We start from the raw sequence: 17,198 nt of genomic DNA on the forward strand, positions 1-17,198 counted from the left end.
GCACGGGATGCCGTTCGATCAGCGGCGGCAGCCTCGGGCGCAGGAACTCCTGCCCCGGCGCCCGCAGGTCCTGAACGAACTCCGATAGCGCTTGCTGCCGCTTGGCCGGGTCCGGATGCAGGGCCTTCTGCAGCACGGCATCGACCCACTCGGGCAGGTCGGGCCGGAAATGGCGCGCCGGCACGTAACGCAGGCGGTTGGCATCGACGCTGGTCCGGACCCGTGAGACATGCAGGCCGTAAGGCAATTGCCGGTGAGCATCCGGTAGGTCATCACCGCCAGCGAAAACAGGTCGGAACGCGGGCTGCCGCCGTGTCCGGCGAAGTACTCCGGCGCCGTGTACTGCAATGTGCCTTCGATGGCGAGCGCACGGTTGTCGCGCGCACCGTCGGCCAGCCCCGCGACGTGGGTCGACGCCAGATCGATGATCTTGACGGTGCCGCTGCGGTCGATCATCACGTTCTCGGGGCGAATGTCCTGGTGCAGCATTTCCTTGCCGTGCAGCGCCTGCAGGCCCTTCGCCAACTGCTCGACGATGCCGCGCACGCTGTCGAGCGCAGGCGCGGGATGGTCCACCATCCACTGCGCCAGCGTCTGGCCGTCGACGTATTCCATCGCGACATACAGATGGCCGCGCGTCCGGTCGACCGGGCTGGCCTTGAGGACGTGGATGCTGTCGACGCGCCGCGCGACCCATTCTTCGAGAACGAAGCGGTCGAGGTAATCCGGGTCGTCGCGCAGGTCGACCGAAGGCAGCTTCAGCACCACCTGCTGCCCGGTCGCCTCGTCGACGGCCAGGTGCACATGGCTGCGCGAGCTGACGTGCAGTTCGCGCACCAGCCTGAAGCCCTCGAAGCTGGCCCGCGGCGCCAGCGGGGGCGGGATCGCCAGGCCCTCGCGCTGCAGCGGCAGCTGCGCGGCGTCCGCCGGCGGGAGCTGGTCGATGCGCAGGATCTGGACCGTGCTGTCGTCGTCGCTGCCCTTCGCATGCGCCGCGGCGGCGAGCATTCGGGCCGCCTCGTCGAAGTCGTCGCCGCACCGGGCAATGGCTTCGTGCACCGCTTCGGCGTCGAGGTGCGCGTAGGCGCCGTCAGTGGCGAGCACGTAGACCTCGCCGACTTCCGCCTCCCAGCAGCGGTAGTCGATCTCCACGTGGGCGCCCGTGCCCAGCGCCCGCCCGAGGTACGACTCCATCGAGGAGAGGTGGATGCGGTGGTCTTCCGTCAGTTGCTCCAGCGCGTTGGGATGCAGCCGCAGGATGCGCGCATCTCCGACGTGCAGCAGATGCACGTCCCGTCCCTTGAGGATCAGCGCACTGAACGTGCACACATAGCCGCTGTCCTTGTCGAAGCGCGCGTCGCTGCGCATCGTCTGGGCGTGCAGCCACGAGTTCGTGGCGCTCAGCACGCGCTGGGCGGAGCGCCGCACCGACCAGGCATCGGAAGTCGCGTAGTAATCGTCGAGAAAGCCTCGCACCGCCGCTGCGCTCGCCACCTGGCTCACGCGGCTGGAGCCGATGCCGTCGGCGAGCGCGACCGCGATGCCCTTGGAGCTGCGCAGCGACCCCTCCGGCAGCATCGCGCCGTGGAAGTCCTGGTTCACCGAATGAGGCGCGGCCAGCGAATGCTGGCCGAGCGTCACGCGCAGTGCCTTTTGCAAGCTGCGGCTCAGGTCAGGGCGCGCTTGGGCGCCGTCTTGTAGTGGGTCGAGTACAGCGTCAGCCCGACGAAGGTCAGGCCACCGACCAGGTTGCCCAGCACGGTCGGGATCTCGTTCCAGATCAGGTAGTCCATCAGGGTGAACTTGCCGCCCAGCAGCAGGCCGGTGGGGAACAGGAACATGTTGACGATCGAATGTTCGAAGCCCATGTAGAAGAAGATCATCACGGGCATCCACATGCCGATGGCCTTGCCGGACACCGTGGTGGACATCATCGCGGCGACCACGCCGGTCGACACCATCCAGTTGCACATCACGCCACGGATGAACAGCGTCAGCATGCCGGCGGCGCCATGGGCCGCATAACCCAGCGTGCGGCCTTCACCGATATGGCCGAGCTTCTCGCCGATGGCATTGGGCGCCTCGCTGAAGCCGAAAGTGAAGATGATCGCCATGAACACCGCCACCGTCAGCGCGCCGGCGAAATTGCCGACGAACACCAGCCCCCAGTTGCGGAAGCAACCGCGCCAGGTGGCACCGGGCCGCTTGTCGAGCACGGCCAGCGGCACCAGCGTGAAGACGCCGGTCAGCAGGTCGAAGCCCATCAGGTACAGCATGATGAAACCGACCGGGAAGAGCATGGCGCCGACCAGCGCGTTGCCCGTGTTCACGCTGACGCTGACAGCGAAGGCCGCCGCCAGCGCCAGGATGGCACCGGCCATGTAGGAGCGGATGAGCGTGTCGCGCGTGGACATCAGGAGCTTGGATTCGCCGGCGTCGACCATCTTGGTGACGAACTCGGCAGGTGCCAGATAGGCCATGGGGATTCCTTGGAAATTTGAAGAAGAAGTGAAACGGTCGAAGGGGTCTGGCGGGGATCAGGCGAGCGCGACGAGCACGCGGCCCTCCTGCACCCGCACGGCATGCGCCCGCACCGAGTGCTCGGGCGCTTCCAGGCATTCGCCGTTGCGCAGGTCGAAGTGGTTCTTGTAGAGCGGCGAGGCGACGACGATGCGGTCGCCCAGGCTGCCGACCAGCCCGCGCGAGAGCACGCTGGCGCCCGCCTTGGGGTCGACGTTGTCGATGGCGTAGAGCGCCTGTTCGCGGCCGACCCGGAAGATCGCGACATGCACGCCCTCCACGAGGGCGCAGACGCCGGTGTCCGGCAGGATGTCGCTGGCGGCGCACACGGCGGTCCAGCTGAGGGATTTGGTGGTCATCTTGAATGTCCTCGGGGGTTCAGACGCTGGCCACGTCGGTGGCAGCTTCGGCGCGTTCTTCCACGCGGGCGGGCCGGCTCTGGCCGCGCTCCTTCACGAACACGATGTGCTCGTCCGGCTTCTCGCTGTTGACGAAGGAACGGAAGCGCTGGCGCGTGGCCGGGTCGTTCACCGCGGTCTTCCACTCGCACTGGTAGGTGTCGACCACATGCTGCATCTGGGCTTCGAGTTCGGCGCCAAGGCCGAGGGTGTCCTGGATGAGCACGCCCTTCAGGTAGTCCAGCCCGCCTTCGAGGCTCTCGCGCCAGGTGCTGGTGCGCTGCAGGCGGTCCGCCGTGCGCACATAGAACATCAGGAAGCGGTCGATCAGCCGGATCAGCCCGGCCTTGTCGAGGTCGGTAGCGATCAGCTCGGCATGGCGCGGCTTCATGCCGCCGTTGCCGCACACGTAGAGATTCCAGCCCTTGTCGGTGGCGATGATGCCCACGTCCTTGCCCTGCGCTTCGGCGCATTCGCGGGTGCAGCCCGAGACGCCGAACTTGATCTTGTGCGGTGCGCGCAAGCCCTTGTAGCGGTTCTCCAGCTCGACCGCGAGGCCCACGCTGTCGTCCACGCCGTAGCGGCACCAGGTCGAGCCGACGCAGCTCTTCACGGTGCGCAGCGACTTGCCGTAGGCATGGCCGGATTCGAAGCCGGCGGCGATCAGTTCTTCCCAGATCGAGGGCAGCTGCTCGACGCGTGCACCGAAGAGGTCCACGCGCTGGCCGCCCGTGATCTTGGTGTAGAGGCCGTACTTCTTCGCCACCTGTCCCACGGCGATCAGGCCCTCGGGCGTAACCTCGCCGCCGGGCATGCGCGGCACGACCGAGTAGCTGCCGTCCTTCTGGATGTTGCCGAGAAAGTAGTCGTTGCTGTCCTGCAGCCCGGCCAGATTCTTCTGGAGGACGAATTCGTTCCAGCAGGAAGCGAAGATGCTCGCGGCGGTCGGCTTGCAGATGTCGCAGCCCAGGCCCTTGCCGTGCCTGGCCAGCAGGTCGTCGAAGCTGCGGATCTCGCCGACCCGCACGAGGTGGTACAGCTCCTGGCGCGAGTAGGCGAAGTGCTCGCACAGGTGGTTGTTGACCGCCAGCCCGCGCTTGGCCATCTCCGCCTTCATCACCTGGCCGACCAGCGGGACGCAGCCGCCACAGGTAGCGCCAGCCTTGGTGCAGGCCTTCAGTTCAGCGACCGTGCATGCGCCCTCACCGACCGCCGCGCAGATCTGCCCCTTGGTGACGCTGTTGCACGAGCAGATCTGGGCACTGTCGGGCAGCGAGTCCACGCCGAGCCCCGGCTTGGCCTTGCCGTCGCTCGACGGCAGGATCAGGAATTCCGGGTCGGCCGGCAGCGTGATGCCGTTGAGCGCCATCTGCAGCAAGGTGCCGTACTCGACGGCATCCCCGACCAGCACCGCGCCCAGCAGTTGCTTGCCGTCCTCGCTGACGACGATCTTCTTGTAGATCTGCTTGTGCTCGTTGATGTACTGGTAGGAGCGCGACTTCGGCGTCTTGCCATGCGCGTCGCCGATGCTCGCCACGTCCACGCCCATGAGCTTGAGCTTGGTGCTCATGTCGGCGCCGGTGAAGGCCGCGTCGTCCTGCCCGGCGATGTGCTTCGCGGCCACGCGGGCCATGTCGTAGCCCGGCGCGACGAGACCGAAGGTCTGCTCGTTCCACGAGGCGCATTCGCCGATCGCGTAGACATCGCGGTCGCTCGTGCGGCAATGGCTGTCCACCGCCACGCCGCCGCGCGGGCCGACGGCCAGCACGCATTGGCGCGCCAGTTCGTCGCGGGGGCGGATGCCGGCGGAGAACACGATCATGTCGGTCTCCAGGTGCGTGCCGTCGGCGAAGACCATGCGGTGCCGGCCCGTTGCGCCATCGGTGATCTCCAGCGTGTTGCGGCCGGTGTGCACGTGCACGCCCAGGGCCTCGATGCTGTTGCGCAAGGCCCGGCCACCGCCCTCATCCACCTGCACGGCCATCAGCCGCGGCGCGAACTCCACGACGTGGGTTTCCAGGCCCATGTCGCGCAGCGCCTTGGCGCATTCCAGCCCCAGCAGGCCGCCGCCGACCACCACGCCCGTCCTGGAGCGGGCGCCGCAGGCCTTCATGGCTTCCAGGTCTTCGATGGTGCGGTAGACGAAGCAGTTCGGCCGGTCGCGCCCCGGGACTGCCGGCACGAAGGGGAAGGAGCCCGTGGCCAGCACGAGCTTGTCGTAGTGCACCACTTCGCCATCCGCCGTGGTGATCGTGTTGTCGCGCCGCTCGATGGCGACCGCCCTGGCGGCCAGCTTGAGCTTGAACCCGGTGCGCTCGAAGAAGCCCGGCTCGACGAGCGACAGGTCTTCGGCGGTCTTGCCGGAAAAGAACTCGGACAGATGAACCCGGTCGTAGGCGGGGCGAGGTTCCTCGCACAGCACTGTGACCTCCGCATTCGCGACGCCGAGGTCGTGGAGTTGTTCGAGGAACTTGTGGCCCACCATGCCGTGGCCAATGACTGCAATCTTCATTTCGGGTCCTGCACACACCGGTCTCATGACGGGGGTACAGGCCACCGGACAGGCTGCCAATCAGCCTATTGCAGTGAAGCCCCCGCGTGGAACGGATGCGAATCGGGTTGGAACAGGCGAACCGCCAGCGTCATTGCTTTCGGTTCGCTCGAATCCCGCCGTCATTAGCGGAGGCACCACCCCGCGGCATCAGCGCCACGGGGCAGTGACGGAGATAACGCAATCTCCGTGCCATGCAGATCCAGGGTCTTCGCGACCCGGTTGGCACCGAAATCAGTCCCGATCCGGCTGCCAGGAAGTTGGGCGTGCGCCGTTCTGGCGCACGGGTCTCCGGTTTGGTGCAGCGCACCAACGCCCGGCCGGGCTCACTCCGGCTGGATGTCCGCGGCCTTCGCCACGGCCTTCCAGCGCTCGATCTCGGCCGTGATGAACTTCGCGAACTCGTCAGGCTTCATCGGTGCCGGCTCCGCGCCTTCCTTGATGAAGAAGGCCTTCATCTCGTTCGACTGGATGTTCTTGTTGATCTCGGCGTTGAGCTTGTCGACCACCGCCTGCGGCGTCCCCGCCGGTGCCAGCACGCCCCACCAGAGGTCGAGTGCGCTGCCCTTGTAGCCGGCTTCCTCCAGCGACACGAGTTCCGGCGCGACCGGCGAACGATGGGCGGTCGTCACGGCCAGCGCACGCGCCTTGCCGCCGCGCACCTGCGTGAGGATCGATGGCGCGCTCGCCACCAGCACGTCGATCTGTCCGCCAAGCAGGTCGGTGGTCGCCGGCCCCATGCCTTTGTAGGGGACGTGGGTCATCTTGATGCCCGCCGCCCCTGCGAACAGCTCGGTCGCGAAGTGGTTGATGCTGCCCGCACCCGAGGTGCCGTAGTTCAGCTTGCCGGGGTTGGCCTTGGCCGCGGCCACCAGGTCCTGGATGGTCTTGTAGGGCGAATCCTTGTTCACCGTGACCAGCAGCGGCCCCTTGGCCAACATGGCGACCGGCTTGAAGTCCTTGATAGCGTCGTAGTTGAGATTGGTCCGGATGGCAGCGCCGGTGGTGAAGGTGGACGAGAGCACCACCAGCGTGTAGCCATCGGCCGGCGCGCGCGCCACCGTGCCGTTCGCGATCACGCCGCCGCCCGCCGGCTTGTTGTCGATCACGACCGGCTGGCCGAACGCATCCGACAGGCGCTTGCCGATGGCGCGCGCGAACACGTCGTTCGAGCCGCCTGCGGCGCTGCCCACCACGATCGTGATGGGCTTGGCGGGGAAGGCATTGCCCTGCGCGAAGGCGGCGGGCTGCAGCGCGAGGGCAGCGATCGCCGCGATGGCCGAGATCGCGCCGCGGCGGGGAGTGAGCAAGGAACAGGACATGGTTGTCTCCATAGAGGAATAGGGTCTCGCCAGCCATCCTAAGAACTACGGACGGCTTCTTCGACGACGTTTTGTTATTCGATTCCCAAGTTTTTCTTGTGCTCGACACCCACGGGCGGAGGCACACTGCGCTTCCACAGGAGAGCATCATGCGACTGCCCAGCGACGCCCGAGGCGTCTACCCCATCGCCCCCACGCCGTTCTTCGACGACGGCCGCATCGACACCGCATCCATCGACCGCCTGACGGACTTCTACCTGCAGTGCGGCGCCACGGGCATCACCGTGCTCGGCCAGCTTGGCGAGGCGCCCAAGCTCGAACACCAGGAGAGCGTCGATGTCGCGCGGCAGATGATCCGCCGCGCGCCCAACCTGCCGGTGGTCGTCGGCGTCTCGGCGCCGGGCTTCGCGGCCATGCGGGCGCTGACCCACGAGGTGATGGAACACGGCGCGGCCGGCGTGATGATCGCGCCGCCCAACACCCTCCGCACCGACGACCAGATCGTCGGCTACTACAGGCAGGCCGCCGAAGCCATCGGCGCCGACGTGCCTTTCGTGCTGCAGGACTACCCGCTCACCTTCTCGGTCCAGATGACGCCCGGCGTGATCCGCCGCATCGTGTCCGAGATTCCCTCGTGCGCGATGCTGAAGCACGAGGACTGGCCGGGCCTCGAGAAGATCTCGGCGCTGCGGGCCTTCGAGAAGGAAGGCTCGATGCGGCGCCTGCCGATCCTGTGCGGCAACAACGGCCTCTTCCTCGACTACGAGATGGAGCGCGGCGCGGATGGCGCCAATACCGGATACGCCTTCCCCGACATGCTGTGCGACGTCGTGCGGCTGTCGGCCGCTGGCCAGCGCGAGGAGGCGCACGACCTCTTCGACGCCCACCTGCCGCTGCTGCGCTACGAGCAGCAGCCGGGTGTCGGGCTGGCCGTGCGCAAGTACGTGCTGCAGCGCCGGGGGCTGCTCAGCTCCGCGGCGCAGCGCAAGCCTGCGGCCGCCCTCACGCCGGCCGCACGCGCCGAGGTCGATCACCTGCTCGGCCGCTTGGCGCGCCACGACCCACGGGCGAAACTGGCATGAGAAGCAAGCTCTTCGTGCCGGGGTCGCGCCCCGAGCTTTTCGCCAAGGCCGCCGCGAGCGACGCGGACGGCATCTGCCTGGATCTGGAAGACGCCGTGGTCGAGGCCCGCAAGGCCGAGGCGCGCGATGCCGTGCGCGGCTTTCTTCAAGCCGGCGGCGCCACGTGCGGCAAGACCTGGATCGTGCGCGTGAACGGCCTCGACACGCCGCACTTCGCCGCCGATGTCGCTGCCGTCGCGCAGCGCGGCGTGCATGTGGTCAACCTGCCGAAGCCCGAAAGCCCGGCCGACGTTCAGGCCGCCGCCGACGCGCTGGCCCGCGCCGAGCGCGACAACGGCGTCCGCGCACCGATCGGGCTGTTGCTCAACATCGAGACGCCCAAGGCCCTGCGCGCCGCCGCCGCGCTCGCCGCCGCGCATCCGCGCGTGGTGGGCCTGCAGATGGGACTGGGCGATCTCTTCGAGCCACTCGGCATCGACCGGCGCGAAGCCTCCGCGGTGCGGCAGGCCATGTTCGCCGTGCGCATGGCGGCCGGCGAAGCGGGCGTCTACGCCTACGACAGCGCCTTTGCGAACGTGCGCGACGTCGAGGGCTTCCGCGAGGAGGCTGCGCTCTCGCGCCGCATGGGTTTCCTCGGCAAGAGCTGCATCCACCCGAGCCAGGTGGCTCTCGCGAACGAGGCCTTCCGGCCGACCGATGCCGAGATCGCGCATTCGCTCAAGGTGGTGGAGGCGGCCGACGCGGCGACGGCCGGCGGCGTCGGCGCCTATGTCGTCGATGGCCGCATGATCGACGCCCCCTTCGAGGCACGCGCCCGGGCCATCGTGGCGAGCGCGCGGCGACTGGGATTGGTGCCATGAACGACTCGACAACCGATCGCGCCGCGGCCGCCGGCCCGCTCTCCGGCCCGCTCTCCGGCCTGCGCGTGCTCGACCTGAGCGCCTACATCGCCGGCCCCTACGGCTGCTCTCTGCTTGCCGACCAGGGCGCCGAGGTCATCAAGATCGAGCCGCCCGCGGGCGACAACCTGCGCAAGTACCCGTCCACGCTGGAAGCCGAGAGCCGCGCCTTCCTGGGGGTGAACCGCAGCAAGCTCGGCGTGGTGCTCGACCTCAAGCAGCCCGCGGACCTCGAGGCCTTGCGCGCGCTCGTGCGCGAGGCCGACGTGCTGGTCCACAACTTCAGGCCCAGCGTGCCCGGGCGGCTGGGCATCGACTACGCGTCTCTGAAGGCGATCAATCCGCGGCTCATCTACTGCACCGTCACCGGCTACGGCGAAACCGGGCCGCTGAAGGACAAGGCGGGCTACGACCAGGTGCTGCAGACCATGACCGGCATGTGCGCGATGCAGGCGCAACCGGGCCAGCCCCCGCAGATCCTTTACGGCTCGGTGGTCGACTACTACGCCGCAGCGCTGGTGGCCGCCGGCGTCGCGTCGGCACTCTACGAGCGCGAGAAGAGCGGCGTGGGCCAGCAGGTCGGCGTCTCGCTGCTGCGCTCCGCGCTCGCGATGCAGTCCGCCCGCCTGGTCTGGGCCGAGGGCGAGCCGCGCGAGGTCGGTCGCGACATGCGCTCGGGCGGGATCACCGGCATCCACCCCACGCGCGAAGGCCACCTCTACATCTCGGCGAACACGCCGCACTTCTGGCGCGCGCTGTGCGAGAAGACGGGCCTGCAGTCGCTGCTCTCGGAGCGCTACGACAGCGTGCGCAAGCGCGCCCAGCACCACGAGGAGATCGTGCCCTTGCTGCACGCCGCGCTGGCCACGCACGGCGCGCTCGAATGGGAGCGCATCTTTGGCGAGGAAGTGCCGTGCGCCGCCGCGCGCACGGTGGAGGACATGTTCGACTTCCCGCAGGCGCAGGCCGAGGACATGGTCGCGACCTTCGCGCATCCGACGCTGGGCAGCTACCGCGGCTTCACGCGCGCCGTTACCTTCGGCCGCACACCCGGCCCCGAGCCCTTCGCGGCGCCGACGCTGGGCCAGCACAACGAACAGCTGGGTGTCGGTGATCCGGAGGCCAACGCCAAGGGGGCCGCCTGATGGACACGATCGACTGCGCCGTCATCGGCGCAGGCGTGGTCGGGCTTTCCATCGCGCGCTCGCTCGCGATGGCCGGCCGCGAGGTGGTCATCCTCGAAACCGAAGGCGCCATCGGCACGCACACCAGCGCGCGCAACTCCGAAGTGATCCATGCCGGCATCTCCTATGCGCCGGGCTCGCTCAAAGGCCGCCTGTGCGTTGCCGGCAAGGCCGCGCTGTACGCCTACTGCGCCGAGCGGGGCATCGGCCACCGTCGCATCGGCAAGCTCATCGTGGCGACACAGGAATCCGAGCTGCCCGAACTGAACCGCTACATCGCGCTGGGCGCAGCGCATGGCGTGACGGACCTGCGGCTCGTCGACGCCGCCGAGGCCCACGCCATGGAACCCGAAGTGCGTTGCGTCGGCGCGCTGCACTCGCCCTCCACCGGCATCGTCGACAGCCACGGCCTGATGCTCGGCTACCTCGGCGATGCCGAGCGGCACGGTGCGACGCTGGCGCTGCGCAGCCCTGTCGTGGCAGGGGAAGCCACGACCGACGGCATCGTGCTGCAGGTCGGCACATCGGCCGACACGCGCGTGCGCTGCAGGAGCGTGGTCAACGCCGCCGGCCTCGGCGCGCAGCGCATTGCCGGCGCCATCGCGGGCATGCCGGGCGCGCTGATCCCGCCGCTGCATTTCGCCGTCGGCCATTACTTCACGCTGGGCCGCAAGTCGCCGTTCAACCATCTCGTGTACCCCACGGGCCGCGAAGGCGCCCTGCGCGCGCACGTCACGATCGACCTGGGCGGCCAGTGCAAGTTCGGCCCCGACCTCGACTGGCGCGACGGCGTGGACTACCGGTTCGACCCGTCGCGCGCGCCGGCTTTCCGCGACGCGATCCGCCGCTACTACCCCGGCCTGCGCGACGACGACCTGCAACCCGGCTACACCGGCATCCGCCCCCGCCTCGCGGGCCCGGGATCGTCCATGCACAACTCGGCGACCGACTTCGTCATTCAGGACGCCAGGCAGCACGGCATCGACGGACTCGTCAACCTGTTCGGCATCGAATCCCCGGGGCTCACTGCCTCGCTCGCCATCGGCGAGCACGTGCGTCAGATCGTCGAACAACAAGCCGAAGCAACCGGATGACCCTGCACGAACAGATCCCCCACTCCGCCGGCACGGCAGCGCCGACACTGCCGGTGCCCGCGCTGGCCTGCGACTCGCACATCCACATCTACGACGCGCGCTTTCCGTCCATCGGCGACCCGGGCCGCGTGCTGGCGCAGGCCACCGCGAACGACTACCGGCGCCTGCAGGCGCGACTCGGCACGACGCGCACGGTGGTGGTGACGCCAACGGTCTACGGCACCGACAACCGCGTCACGCTCGACGCGATCCGGCAACTCGGCGCGGCGGACGCACGCGGCGTTGCCGTGCTGCATCCCGAAGTGGACGACGCCACCTTGCGCACGCTGGACGAAGGCGGCATTCGCGGCATCCGGTTCACGCTCTTCGACCCGGCGACCGCGGTCACGCGCTTCGACATGGTGGAGCCGCTGGCCCGGCGCATCGAGCCCCTCGGCTGGCACGTGCAATTGCACTGGCGCGCCGACCAGATCGCGGCGCATGCAGACCTGCTCGACCGGCTGCCCTGCCCGATCGTGTTCGACCATCTGGCGCGCATGCCGCATCCCGAGGGTCCGACGCACCCCGCCTTCGCCGTCGTGCGCCGCCTGCTCGATCGCGGGCGCACCTGGGTCAAGCTGTCGGCGCCCTATCTCGACGACGTGCCGGGCGCCGACGACAGCCGCGCCCTCGTGGCCGAGACGCTGCTCGCGCACGCGCCGCAGCGCCTGGTGTGGGGCAGCGACTGGCCCCATCCCACCGAGAAGACCGAGAAACCGGACGACGCCGTACTGCTCGACCGCATCGGCGGCTGGATGCGCGACGCAACGCTGCGGCAGCGCGTGCTGGTCGACAACCCGCAGGTGCTCTACGGCTTCTGATGACGCCGGCGCACCGCGATCTCGAAGGCTTCCAGCACGGCCTGCACGCGCCTGCTCTCGGCATCGGCGGGACGGCACACCATGGCGATGTGGCGCACCGGCGCATCCTTGCCCAACGGGATCTGCAGCATCGGATAGGCCTGGACCACCTCTTGCCGAAGGGCCGGCACGACCGAGACGCCGAGCCCGGCGGAGACCATCGCCGCCACCGCGTCGGTGCCCGGCAGATCGAAGGTGCAGCGCGTGCGGGGCGCGATGCGGTTGACGTACTGCGCCGCGATGTGGCCGCCGGTGGTGACGCGATCGAGGCGGATCCAGTTGTGGCGCCGGAGCATCTCCACCGGCGAGCCGCGACGCGCATGCGGCGGCGCGATCATCACGAAAGTCTCGATCGCCAGTGGAAACCATGTGAGCCGGCTCGATCCGCCGGACTTCGGCCGCACCAGCACGGCCGTGTCGAGACGGCCCGCCTTCACGTCGTCCAGCAGCGCGGCGGAGACGCCGCGCGTGATCTCGAACTCCAGCGCTGGCGCCCGGTCATGCAGCACCTGCATCGCCGTCGGCAGCAGGCTCACCTGGGCCGACTCGATGGTGCCCAGGCGGATGCGGCCCGAGACCACCGAGTCCTCGCGCAGGCGCAGCGCCTTCAGGGCATCGAGGGTCTGCTGCATCGTGCCCGCGACCTCGGCCGCGAAGGCCGTGGGCCGCACCTGCCGCGCCGAGCGATCGAAGAGCGGCTGGCCAAAATAGGCCTCGAGCTGCTGCATCTGCAGGCTCACCGCGCTGGCCGTCAGGTTCACTTCCTTGGCCGCTGCGGCGAAGGAGCCGTGGCGCAGCACCGCAACGAGGGTCTGGAGAAACTGGAGCTTCATGAGTTTTTCTTGGCCTCGGGGGCGATCCACGCATTCTGCAGAAGTTTTTATTGGCAACGAAACCTGAGGAGACAAACATGCCCGTGAGAGTTTTTTCGCCCGCGCGCCGGCAACTGGTGTTGGGCGGCATGGCGCTCGCCGCGCTGCCCGCCGTGGCGCAGGCCCCGGCCTTTCCGTCGAAGCCGATCCGGCTGGTCGTGCCCTACGCAGCAGGTGGCGGAGCCGACGGCAACGCCCGTCTGCTGGCGCAGCCGATGTCCACGCTGCTGGGCCAGCCGATCGTGGTGGAGAACCGGCCCGGCGCCAGCGGCATCATCGCCGCCACGGCCGTGCTGCAGGCGCCCGCCGACGGCTACACGGTGCTCTTCGACACCTTCCCCTACGCGGTGAACGCGGTGCTGCGCAAGCTGCCCTTCGATCCGGTCAAGGACCTCGTGCCGGTGTCGCAGGCGATCAACATGCCCAACATCCTCGTGGTGCCGAGTTCGGCGCCCTACAAGACCTTCAAGGAGTTCATCGACTACGCGCGCGCCAACCCTGGAAAGCTGAGCTATGCGTCCTACGGCGCCGGCGGCTCGGCGCACCTCGCGGCCGAGATGCTCAAGCGCGACGCCGGCATCGACTGGCTGCACGTGCCCTACAAGGGCGGCGCGCCGGCCATCACCGATCTGCTGGCGGGACAGGTCTCGGCCTACTTCGCCAACCCGGTGTCAGGGCTGAGCTACGTGCAATCAGGCCGCCTGCGGGCGCTGGCAACCACGGGCACGAAACGCATGGAAGCGCTGCCCGACGTGCCTACCGTGATGGAGAGCGGCTTCAAGAATTTCGAAGTGGTCGAATGGAATGGCTTCTTCGTGCCCGCGGCCACGCCACCGGCCGTGATCGATCGCCTGTCGGGCGCCGTGCGGGACGCCACCCATCAGCCTGAAACGCGACGCCGGCTGCTGTCGATGGGCATCGAGCCCGTCGGCAACACGCCGAAGGAATTCGGCGCCTTCCTGCAATCGCAGATCGCCCGATGGGCCGCGCTGGTCAAGACCAACGGCATCACGGTCGACTGAAATCGCCCGTGGCTCACGGGGCGACCGGGTTGCGCTTTTCCTCTTCGAGCCGCTGTTGCCGGCGCACGGCTTCGCACTGCGGATGGGCCTTGAATTCAGGCTTCACGCACTGCCTTGCCATGCACTGGGCGGCTGCGATGAAGTTCATCGCCGAGCACGCGGCCCTGGGCTCGGCTGGCACGGGCTTCGGCTTCGGCGCCTCGACCACGGGCGGAGGCGCGGCCATGGTTTCGTTCGCGCCGGGCGGCTGGAACTGAACGTGAGGTGGAGCGACAGGCGCCGCAGCACGAGCGACAGCGGCCGCAGCCGGCACCCTGGCCGGACCGCCTGCCTCCCTGTCGGTGCCGGGCGGAACCGGCGCTGGCGCCTCCACGATCGCCGGTGCGACAGGCGGCGCTTCGGCAGCCACCTCGGGCGCGGCATGCACGTCCTCCGCCTGTGCGGCCTCCTTCGAAGCGCCGTCCGAAGGCGGAGGGTTCAACTGCGCGCTGCCGACGGTGTAGAGATACCAGCCGCCCGCACCCGCCACGACCCACCCTGCGGACCCGATCACCAGCGCGGCGATCAGGCCGGCAACGCTGATCCAGAGGCCCTTCGAAGGCCCAGCGCCTGCGCCGGCGCCCTCTGCCTTGGTCGCCGACGCGCCGGCCGGCTTCGACCAGTGGCCTTTCAATGCAGAGGTCAGCCCCTGATAGGAGGTTCTTGCCGGCACGCGCATCGTGGGCGCGAAATCGGTATCCGGGCAGCCCGTCGGCAACGACGTGATGCACTCGATGCAGAACTTGGCAATCGAACGGTTCCGCGCCTGGCAGTTGGGACAGATCAACGCCATGGGCAACACGGCGCAAAGCTGGGAGCGCCCGAAAGAGGATCGATGGTGACCATCCCCCTAGGGTGACAGAGGCCCTCCCAAATGCCATGTGCGAAAGTTCACATCGAGATACATAAGTTTACATTTCGATGAACCGCATCGGTTCATTCGATGGCGACCTTGGCTTCCTTCACCAGCCTCGCGTACTTGGCGGTGTCGTCCCTGATCTGCGCCGCCATCTGGGCCGGCGTGTCGCCGACCGGCTCGGCGCCGATCTCTTCCATCCGCTTCTTGAACTCGGGCGACTGGATGATCTTCACGATCTCCGCGTTGAGTTTCGCGACCACCTCCTTGGGCGTCGCGGCGGGTGCCAGGATGCCGAACCAGGTGCCCTGGTTGAAATCCTTGATGCCGGCTTCGGCCAGCGTCGGCACATCGGGCAAGGTGCTCGACCGCTTGGCGGTCGTCACCGCCAGGGCGCGCAGCTTGCCGCCCTTGATGTGCTGCACCAGCGGCGTCAGCGTGTCGAACGACATGTCGACCTGGCCGCCCAGCAGGTCGGTGGTCAGCGGTGCACTGCCCTTGTAGGGCACATGCAGCAGCTCGACGCCGGCAATGCTGGAGAACTGCGTGCCGATCAGGTGCTGCACCGTGCCGTTGCCGTTCGAGCCATAAGACAACTTGCCGGGCGAAGCCTTCGCGAGCGCGACCAGGCTCTTGACGTCCGTCGCCGGCGACTTGGCGTTGACCACCAGCACGTTGGGCACGAGGGCCACGGTGGTGACGGGCGCGAAGCTTTTCTCGAAGTCGTAGGGCAGCTTCTTGTAGACGCTTGTGGCGATGGTGTGGTGCACCGCACCCATCAGGAGCGTGTAGCCATCCGGCTTGGCCTTGGCCACGTAGTCCGCACCGACCGTTGCGCCGGCACCCGGCTTGCTCTCCACGATCACGGGCTGGCCAAGGCTTTGCGACAGCGGCGTGGTGACGGCGCGCGCCAGCGCGTCCGAACTGCCGCCCGGCGGGAACGGAACCACCAGCGTGATCGGCTTGGAAGGCCAGGCCTGCGCCGCAGCGAGCGACGAGGCCAGGCCGAAGGCGATCGCCGTCAAGGCAGCGCGGGGGCGGAATGTCGAAGTGTTCATGCTTGTCTCCTTATGGTGTGTGATGCGAATGTAGGCAGGCGGAGGGTGTTCAATGCGGGGTGAAAGTGAATCCGTCGTTAACCTGGATTCAATAATCCGAAGCGGCTTCAGCGGCTCGCGCGGATGGCAGCCCGGCCCGCGAAGACGGCCTCCGGACCCAGCTCCGCCTCGATGAGGAGCAGGCGGTTGTACTTGGCCATGCGGTCCGACCGGCACAGGGAGCCCGTCTTGATCTGCGTCGCCGCCGTGCAGACGCTCAGGTCGGCGATGGTGGTGTCCTCGGTCTCGCCCGATCGATGCGAAACCACGGCGGAATAGCCGGCCTTGTCGGCCATCGCGATGGCCGCAAGCGTCTCGGTCAGGGTGCCGATCTGGTTCGGCTTGATGAGGATCGAGTTGGCCGCGCCACGCGCGATGCCATGCTGGAGGATCTCGGTGTTGGTCACGAAGAGGTCGTCGCCGACCAGCTGGACGCGACGGCCCAGCCTGCCCGTCAACAGCTCCCACCCGTCCCAGTCGTCCTCGGCCATGCCGTCTTCGATGGTGACGATGGGATAGGCGTCGACCCAGCGCGTCAGGTAGTCGACGAACTGCGCCGAATCGAAGCGCTTGCCCTCGGACGCCAGTTCGTACAGGCCTCCCTTGTGAAACTCCGAGCTTGCGACGTCCAGTCCCAGGGCGATGTCCGTCCCGGGCTTGAACCCGCCCTGTTCGATCGCGGCAAGGATGACCTCGATGGCCGCCTCGTTCGACGGCAGGTCGGGTGCGAAGCCGCCTTCGTCGCCCACAGCAGTCGACATGCCACGTCCCTTGAGCAGGCTCTTCAGCGAATGAAAGACCTCGACGCCCCAGCGCATGGCCTCGGCGAAGCTCGGCGCGCCCACCGGCACGATCATGAATTCCTGCATGTCGACGTTGTTGTCGGCATGGGCGCCACCGTTGATGATGTTCATCATGGGCAACGGCAGGACCGGCTGGCGATCGCCACCGATGTAGCGATGCAGCGGCTCGCCCCTGGAGGCCGCGGCCGCCTTGGCCGCCGCCAGCGACACCGCGAGGATCGCGTTCGCACCCAGCCGGGACTTGGTCGAGGTCCCGTCGAGGTCGATCATCGTGCGGTCCAGCGCAGCCTGGTCTTCCGCAGTGCGACCGAGCAGCGCGCGGCGGATCTCGCCGTTGACGTGGCCCGCCGCCTGAGTGACGCCCTTGCCGAAGTAACGCCTTGCGTCGCCATCGCGCAGTTCGATGGCTTCCCGCGCACCGGTCGACGCGCCGGAGGGTGACGCCGCGAAGCCCTTGGCGCCGTCCGACAGGACGACCTCGGCCGCCACGGTGGGATTGCCGCGGGAGTCCAGGATCTCGAAGCCGCGGATGTGTTGAATGGATGTCATGTCCGTGCCCG

16 protein-coding genes are annotated in these 17,198 nt (G+C 68.3%); 7 read left to right on the plus strand and 9 right to left on the minus strand.

The window, feature by feature from the left end:
- Positions 1-18 precede the first annotated feature (18 nt).
- The 5 genes from QTH90_RS04685 to QTH90_RS04705 all read right to left on the minus strand — a co-directional run bounded on the left by QTH90_RS04685 (position 19) and on the right by QTH90_RS04705 (position 6,791).
- A complete protein-coding gene (locus QTH90_RS04685) occupies positions 19-1,659 on the minus strand; it encodes a bifunctional protein-serine/threonine kinase/phosphatase (RefSeq protein WP_353506605.1) in 1,641 nt (546 codons plus the stop codon).
- 8 nt (positions 1,660-1,667) lie between these two features.
- A complete protein-coding gene (locus QTH90_RS04690) occupies positions 1,668-2,480 on the minus strand; it encodes a formate/nitrite transporter family protein (protein ID WP_286663348.1) in 813 nt (270 codons plus the stop codon).
- Between the two features lie 57 nt (positions 2,481-2,537).
- On the minus strand, positions 2,538-2,879 hold the full coding sequence (gene nirD, locus QTH90_RS04695) for a nitrite reductase small subunit NirD (RefSeq protein WP_286663349.1): 342 nt from the start codon (positions 2,877-2,879) through the stop codon (positions 2,538-2,540).
- A gap of 19 nt (positions 2,880-2,898) precedes the next feature.
- Positions 2,899-5,430 carry a nitrite reductase large subunit NirB gene (nirB, locus tag QTH90_RS04700; protein WP_286663350.1) on the minus strand — a complete coding sequence of 844 codons (2,532 nt, stop codon included), beginning with the start codon at positions 5,428-5,430 and terminating at the stop codon, positions 2,899-2,901.
- Between the two features lie 365 nt (positions 5,431-5,795).
- Positions 5,796-6,791, minus strand: coding sequence for a tripartite tricarboxylate transporter substrate binding protein (locus tag QTH90_RS04705; protein ID WP_286663351.1), 996 nt, complete (start codon positions 6,789-6,791; stop codon positions 5,796-5,798).
- 149 nt (positions 6,792-6,940) lie between these two features.
- On the opposite strand from QTH90_RS04705, the gene QTH90_RS04710 reads away from it, so the two are divergent.
- Genes QTH90_RS04710 through QTH90_RS04730 form a run of 5 tightly spaced genes read left to right on the plus strand, consistent with a single transcriptional unit; the run spans position 6,941 to position 11,910 of the window.
- On the plus strand, positions 6,941-7,873 hold the full coding sequence (locus QTH90_RS04710; protein WP_286663352.1) for a dihydrodipicolinate synthase family protein: 933 nt from the start codon (positions 6,941-6,943) through the stop codon (positions 7,871-7,873).
- Entirely contained in the window at positions 7,870-8,733 is an 864-nt protein-coding gene (locus tag QTH90_RS04715; RefSeq protein ID WP_286663353.1) for an HpcH/HpaI aldolase/citrate lyase family protein, read from the plus strand. The genes QTH90_RS04710 and QTH90_RS04715 overlap by 4 nt, the downstream gene beginning before the upstream one ends.
- Positions 8,730-9,917: a CoA transferase gene (locus tag QTH90_RS04720; protein WP_286663354.1), complete on the plus strand. Its 1,188-nt coding sequence runs from the start codon at positions 8,730-8,732 to the stop codon at positions 9,915-9,917. The genes QTH90_RS04715 and QTH90_RS04720 overlap by 4 nt, the downstream gene beginning before the upstream one ends.
- Positions 9,917-11,050 (plus strand): NAD(P)/FAD-dependent oxidoreductase, encoded by a 1,134-nt coding sequence (locus QTH90_RS04725; RefSeq protein ID WP_286663355.1) that lies wholly within the window; start codon positions 9,917-9,919, stop codon positions 11,048-11,050. Before QTH90_RS04720 ends, QTH90_RS04725 begins: the two co-directional genes overlap by 1 nt.
- Positions 11,047-11,910 (plus strand): amidohydrolase family protein, encoded by an 864-nt coding sequence (locus QTH90_RS04730; RefSeq protein WP_286663356.1) that lies wholly within the window; start codon positions 11,047-11,049, stop codon positions 11,908-11,910. Before QTH90_RS04725 ends, QTH90_RS04730 begins: the two co-directional genes overlap by 4 nt.
- Here QTH90_RS04730 and QTH90_RS04735 read toward each other — a convergent pair.
- Entirely contained in the window at positions 11,898-12,782 is an 885-nt protein-coding gene (locus QTH90_RS04735) for a LysR family transcriptional regulator (protein ID WP_286663357.1), read from the minus strand. The genes QTH90_RS04730 and QTH90_RS04735 overlap by 13 nt on opposite strands.
- 77 nt (positions 12,783-12,859) lie before the next feature.
- On the opposite strand from QTH90_RS04735, the gene QTH90_RS04740 reads away from it, so the two are divergent.
- The gene (locus QTH90_RS04740) at positions 12,860-13,843 is read left to right on the plus strand and encodes a Bug family tripartite tricarboxylate transporter substrate binding protein (protein WP_286663358.1); all 984 of its coding nucleotides are present in this window, start codon (positions 12,860-12,862) and stop codon (positions 13,841-13,843) included.
- 13 nt (positions 13,844-13,856) lie between these two features.
- Here the strand turns inward: QTH90_RS04740 and QTH90_RS04745 are convergent, their stop codons facing one another.
- Entirely contained in the window at positions 13,857-14,555 is a 699-nt protein-coding gene (locus tag QTH90_RS04745; protein WP_286663359.1) for a hypothetical protein, read from the minus strand.
- A 7-nt stretch (positions 14,556-14,562) separates the two neighbouring features.
- Here QTH90_RS04745 and QTH90_RS04750 point away from each other — a divergent pair, with 7 nt between their 5' ends.
- The gene (locus tag QTH90_RS04750; protein ID WP_286663360.1) at positions 14,563-14,724 is read left to right on the plus strand and encodes a hypothetical protein; all 162 of its coding nucleotides are present in this window, start codon (positions 14,563-14,565) and stop codon (positions 14,722-14,724) included.
- Between the two features lie 94 nt (positions 14,725-14,818).
- Here QTH90_RS04750 and QTH90_RS04755 read toward each other — a convergent pair whose 3' ends face one another.
- Together QTH90_RS04755 and eno are read right to left on the minus strand one after the other, a co-directional pair.
- The gene (locus QTH90_RS04755; RefSeq protein ID WP_286663361.1) at positions 14,819-15,796 is read right to left on the minus strand and encodes a Bug family tripartite tricarboxylate transporter substrate binding protein; all 978 of its coding nucleotides are present in this window, start codon (positions 15,794-15,796) and stop codon (positions 14,819-14,821) included.
- Positions 15,797-15,903: 107 nt separating this feature from the next.
- Positions 15,904-17,187 (minus strand): phosphopyruvate hydratase, encoded by a 1,284-nt coding sequence (gene eno, locus QTH90_RS04760; RefSeq protein ID WP_286663362.1) that lies wholly within the window; start codon positions 17,185-17,187, stop codon positions 15,904-15,906.
- Positions 17,188-17,198: the final 11 nt, after the last annotated feature.

The sequence above is a fragment of the Variovorax flavidus genome, from assembly GCF_030317145.1.
GTDB lineage: Bacteria > Pseudomonadota > Gammaproteobacteria > Burkholderiales > Burkholderiaceae_C > Variovorax > Variovorax flavidus.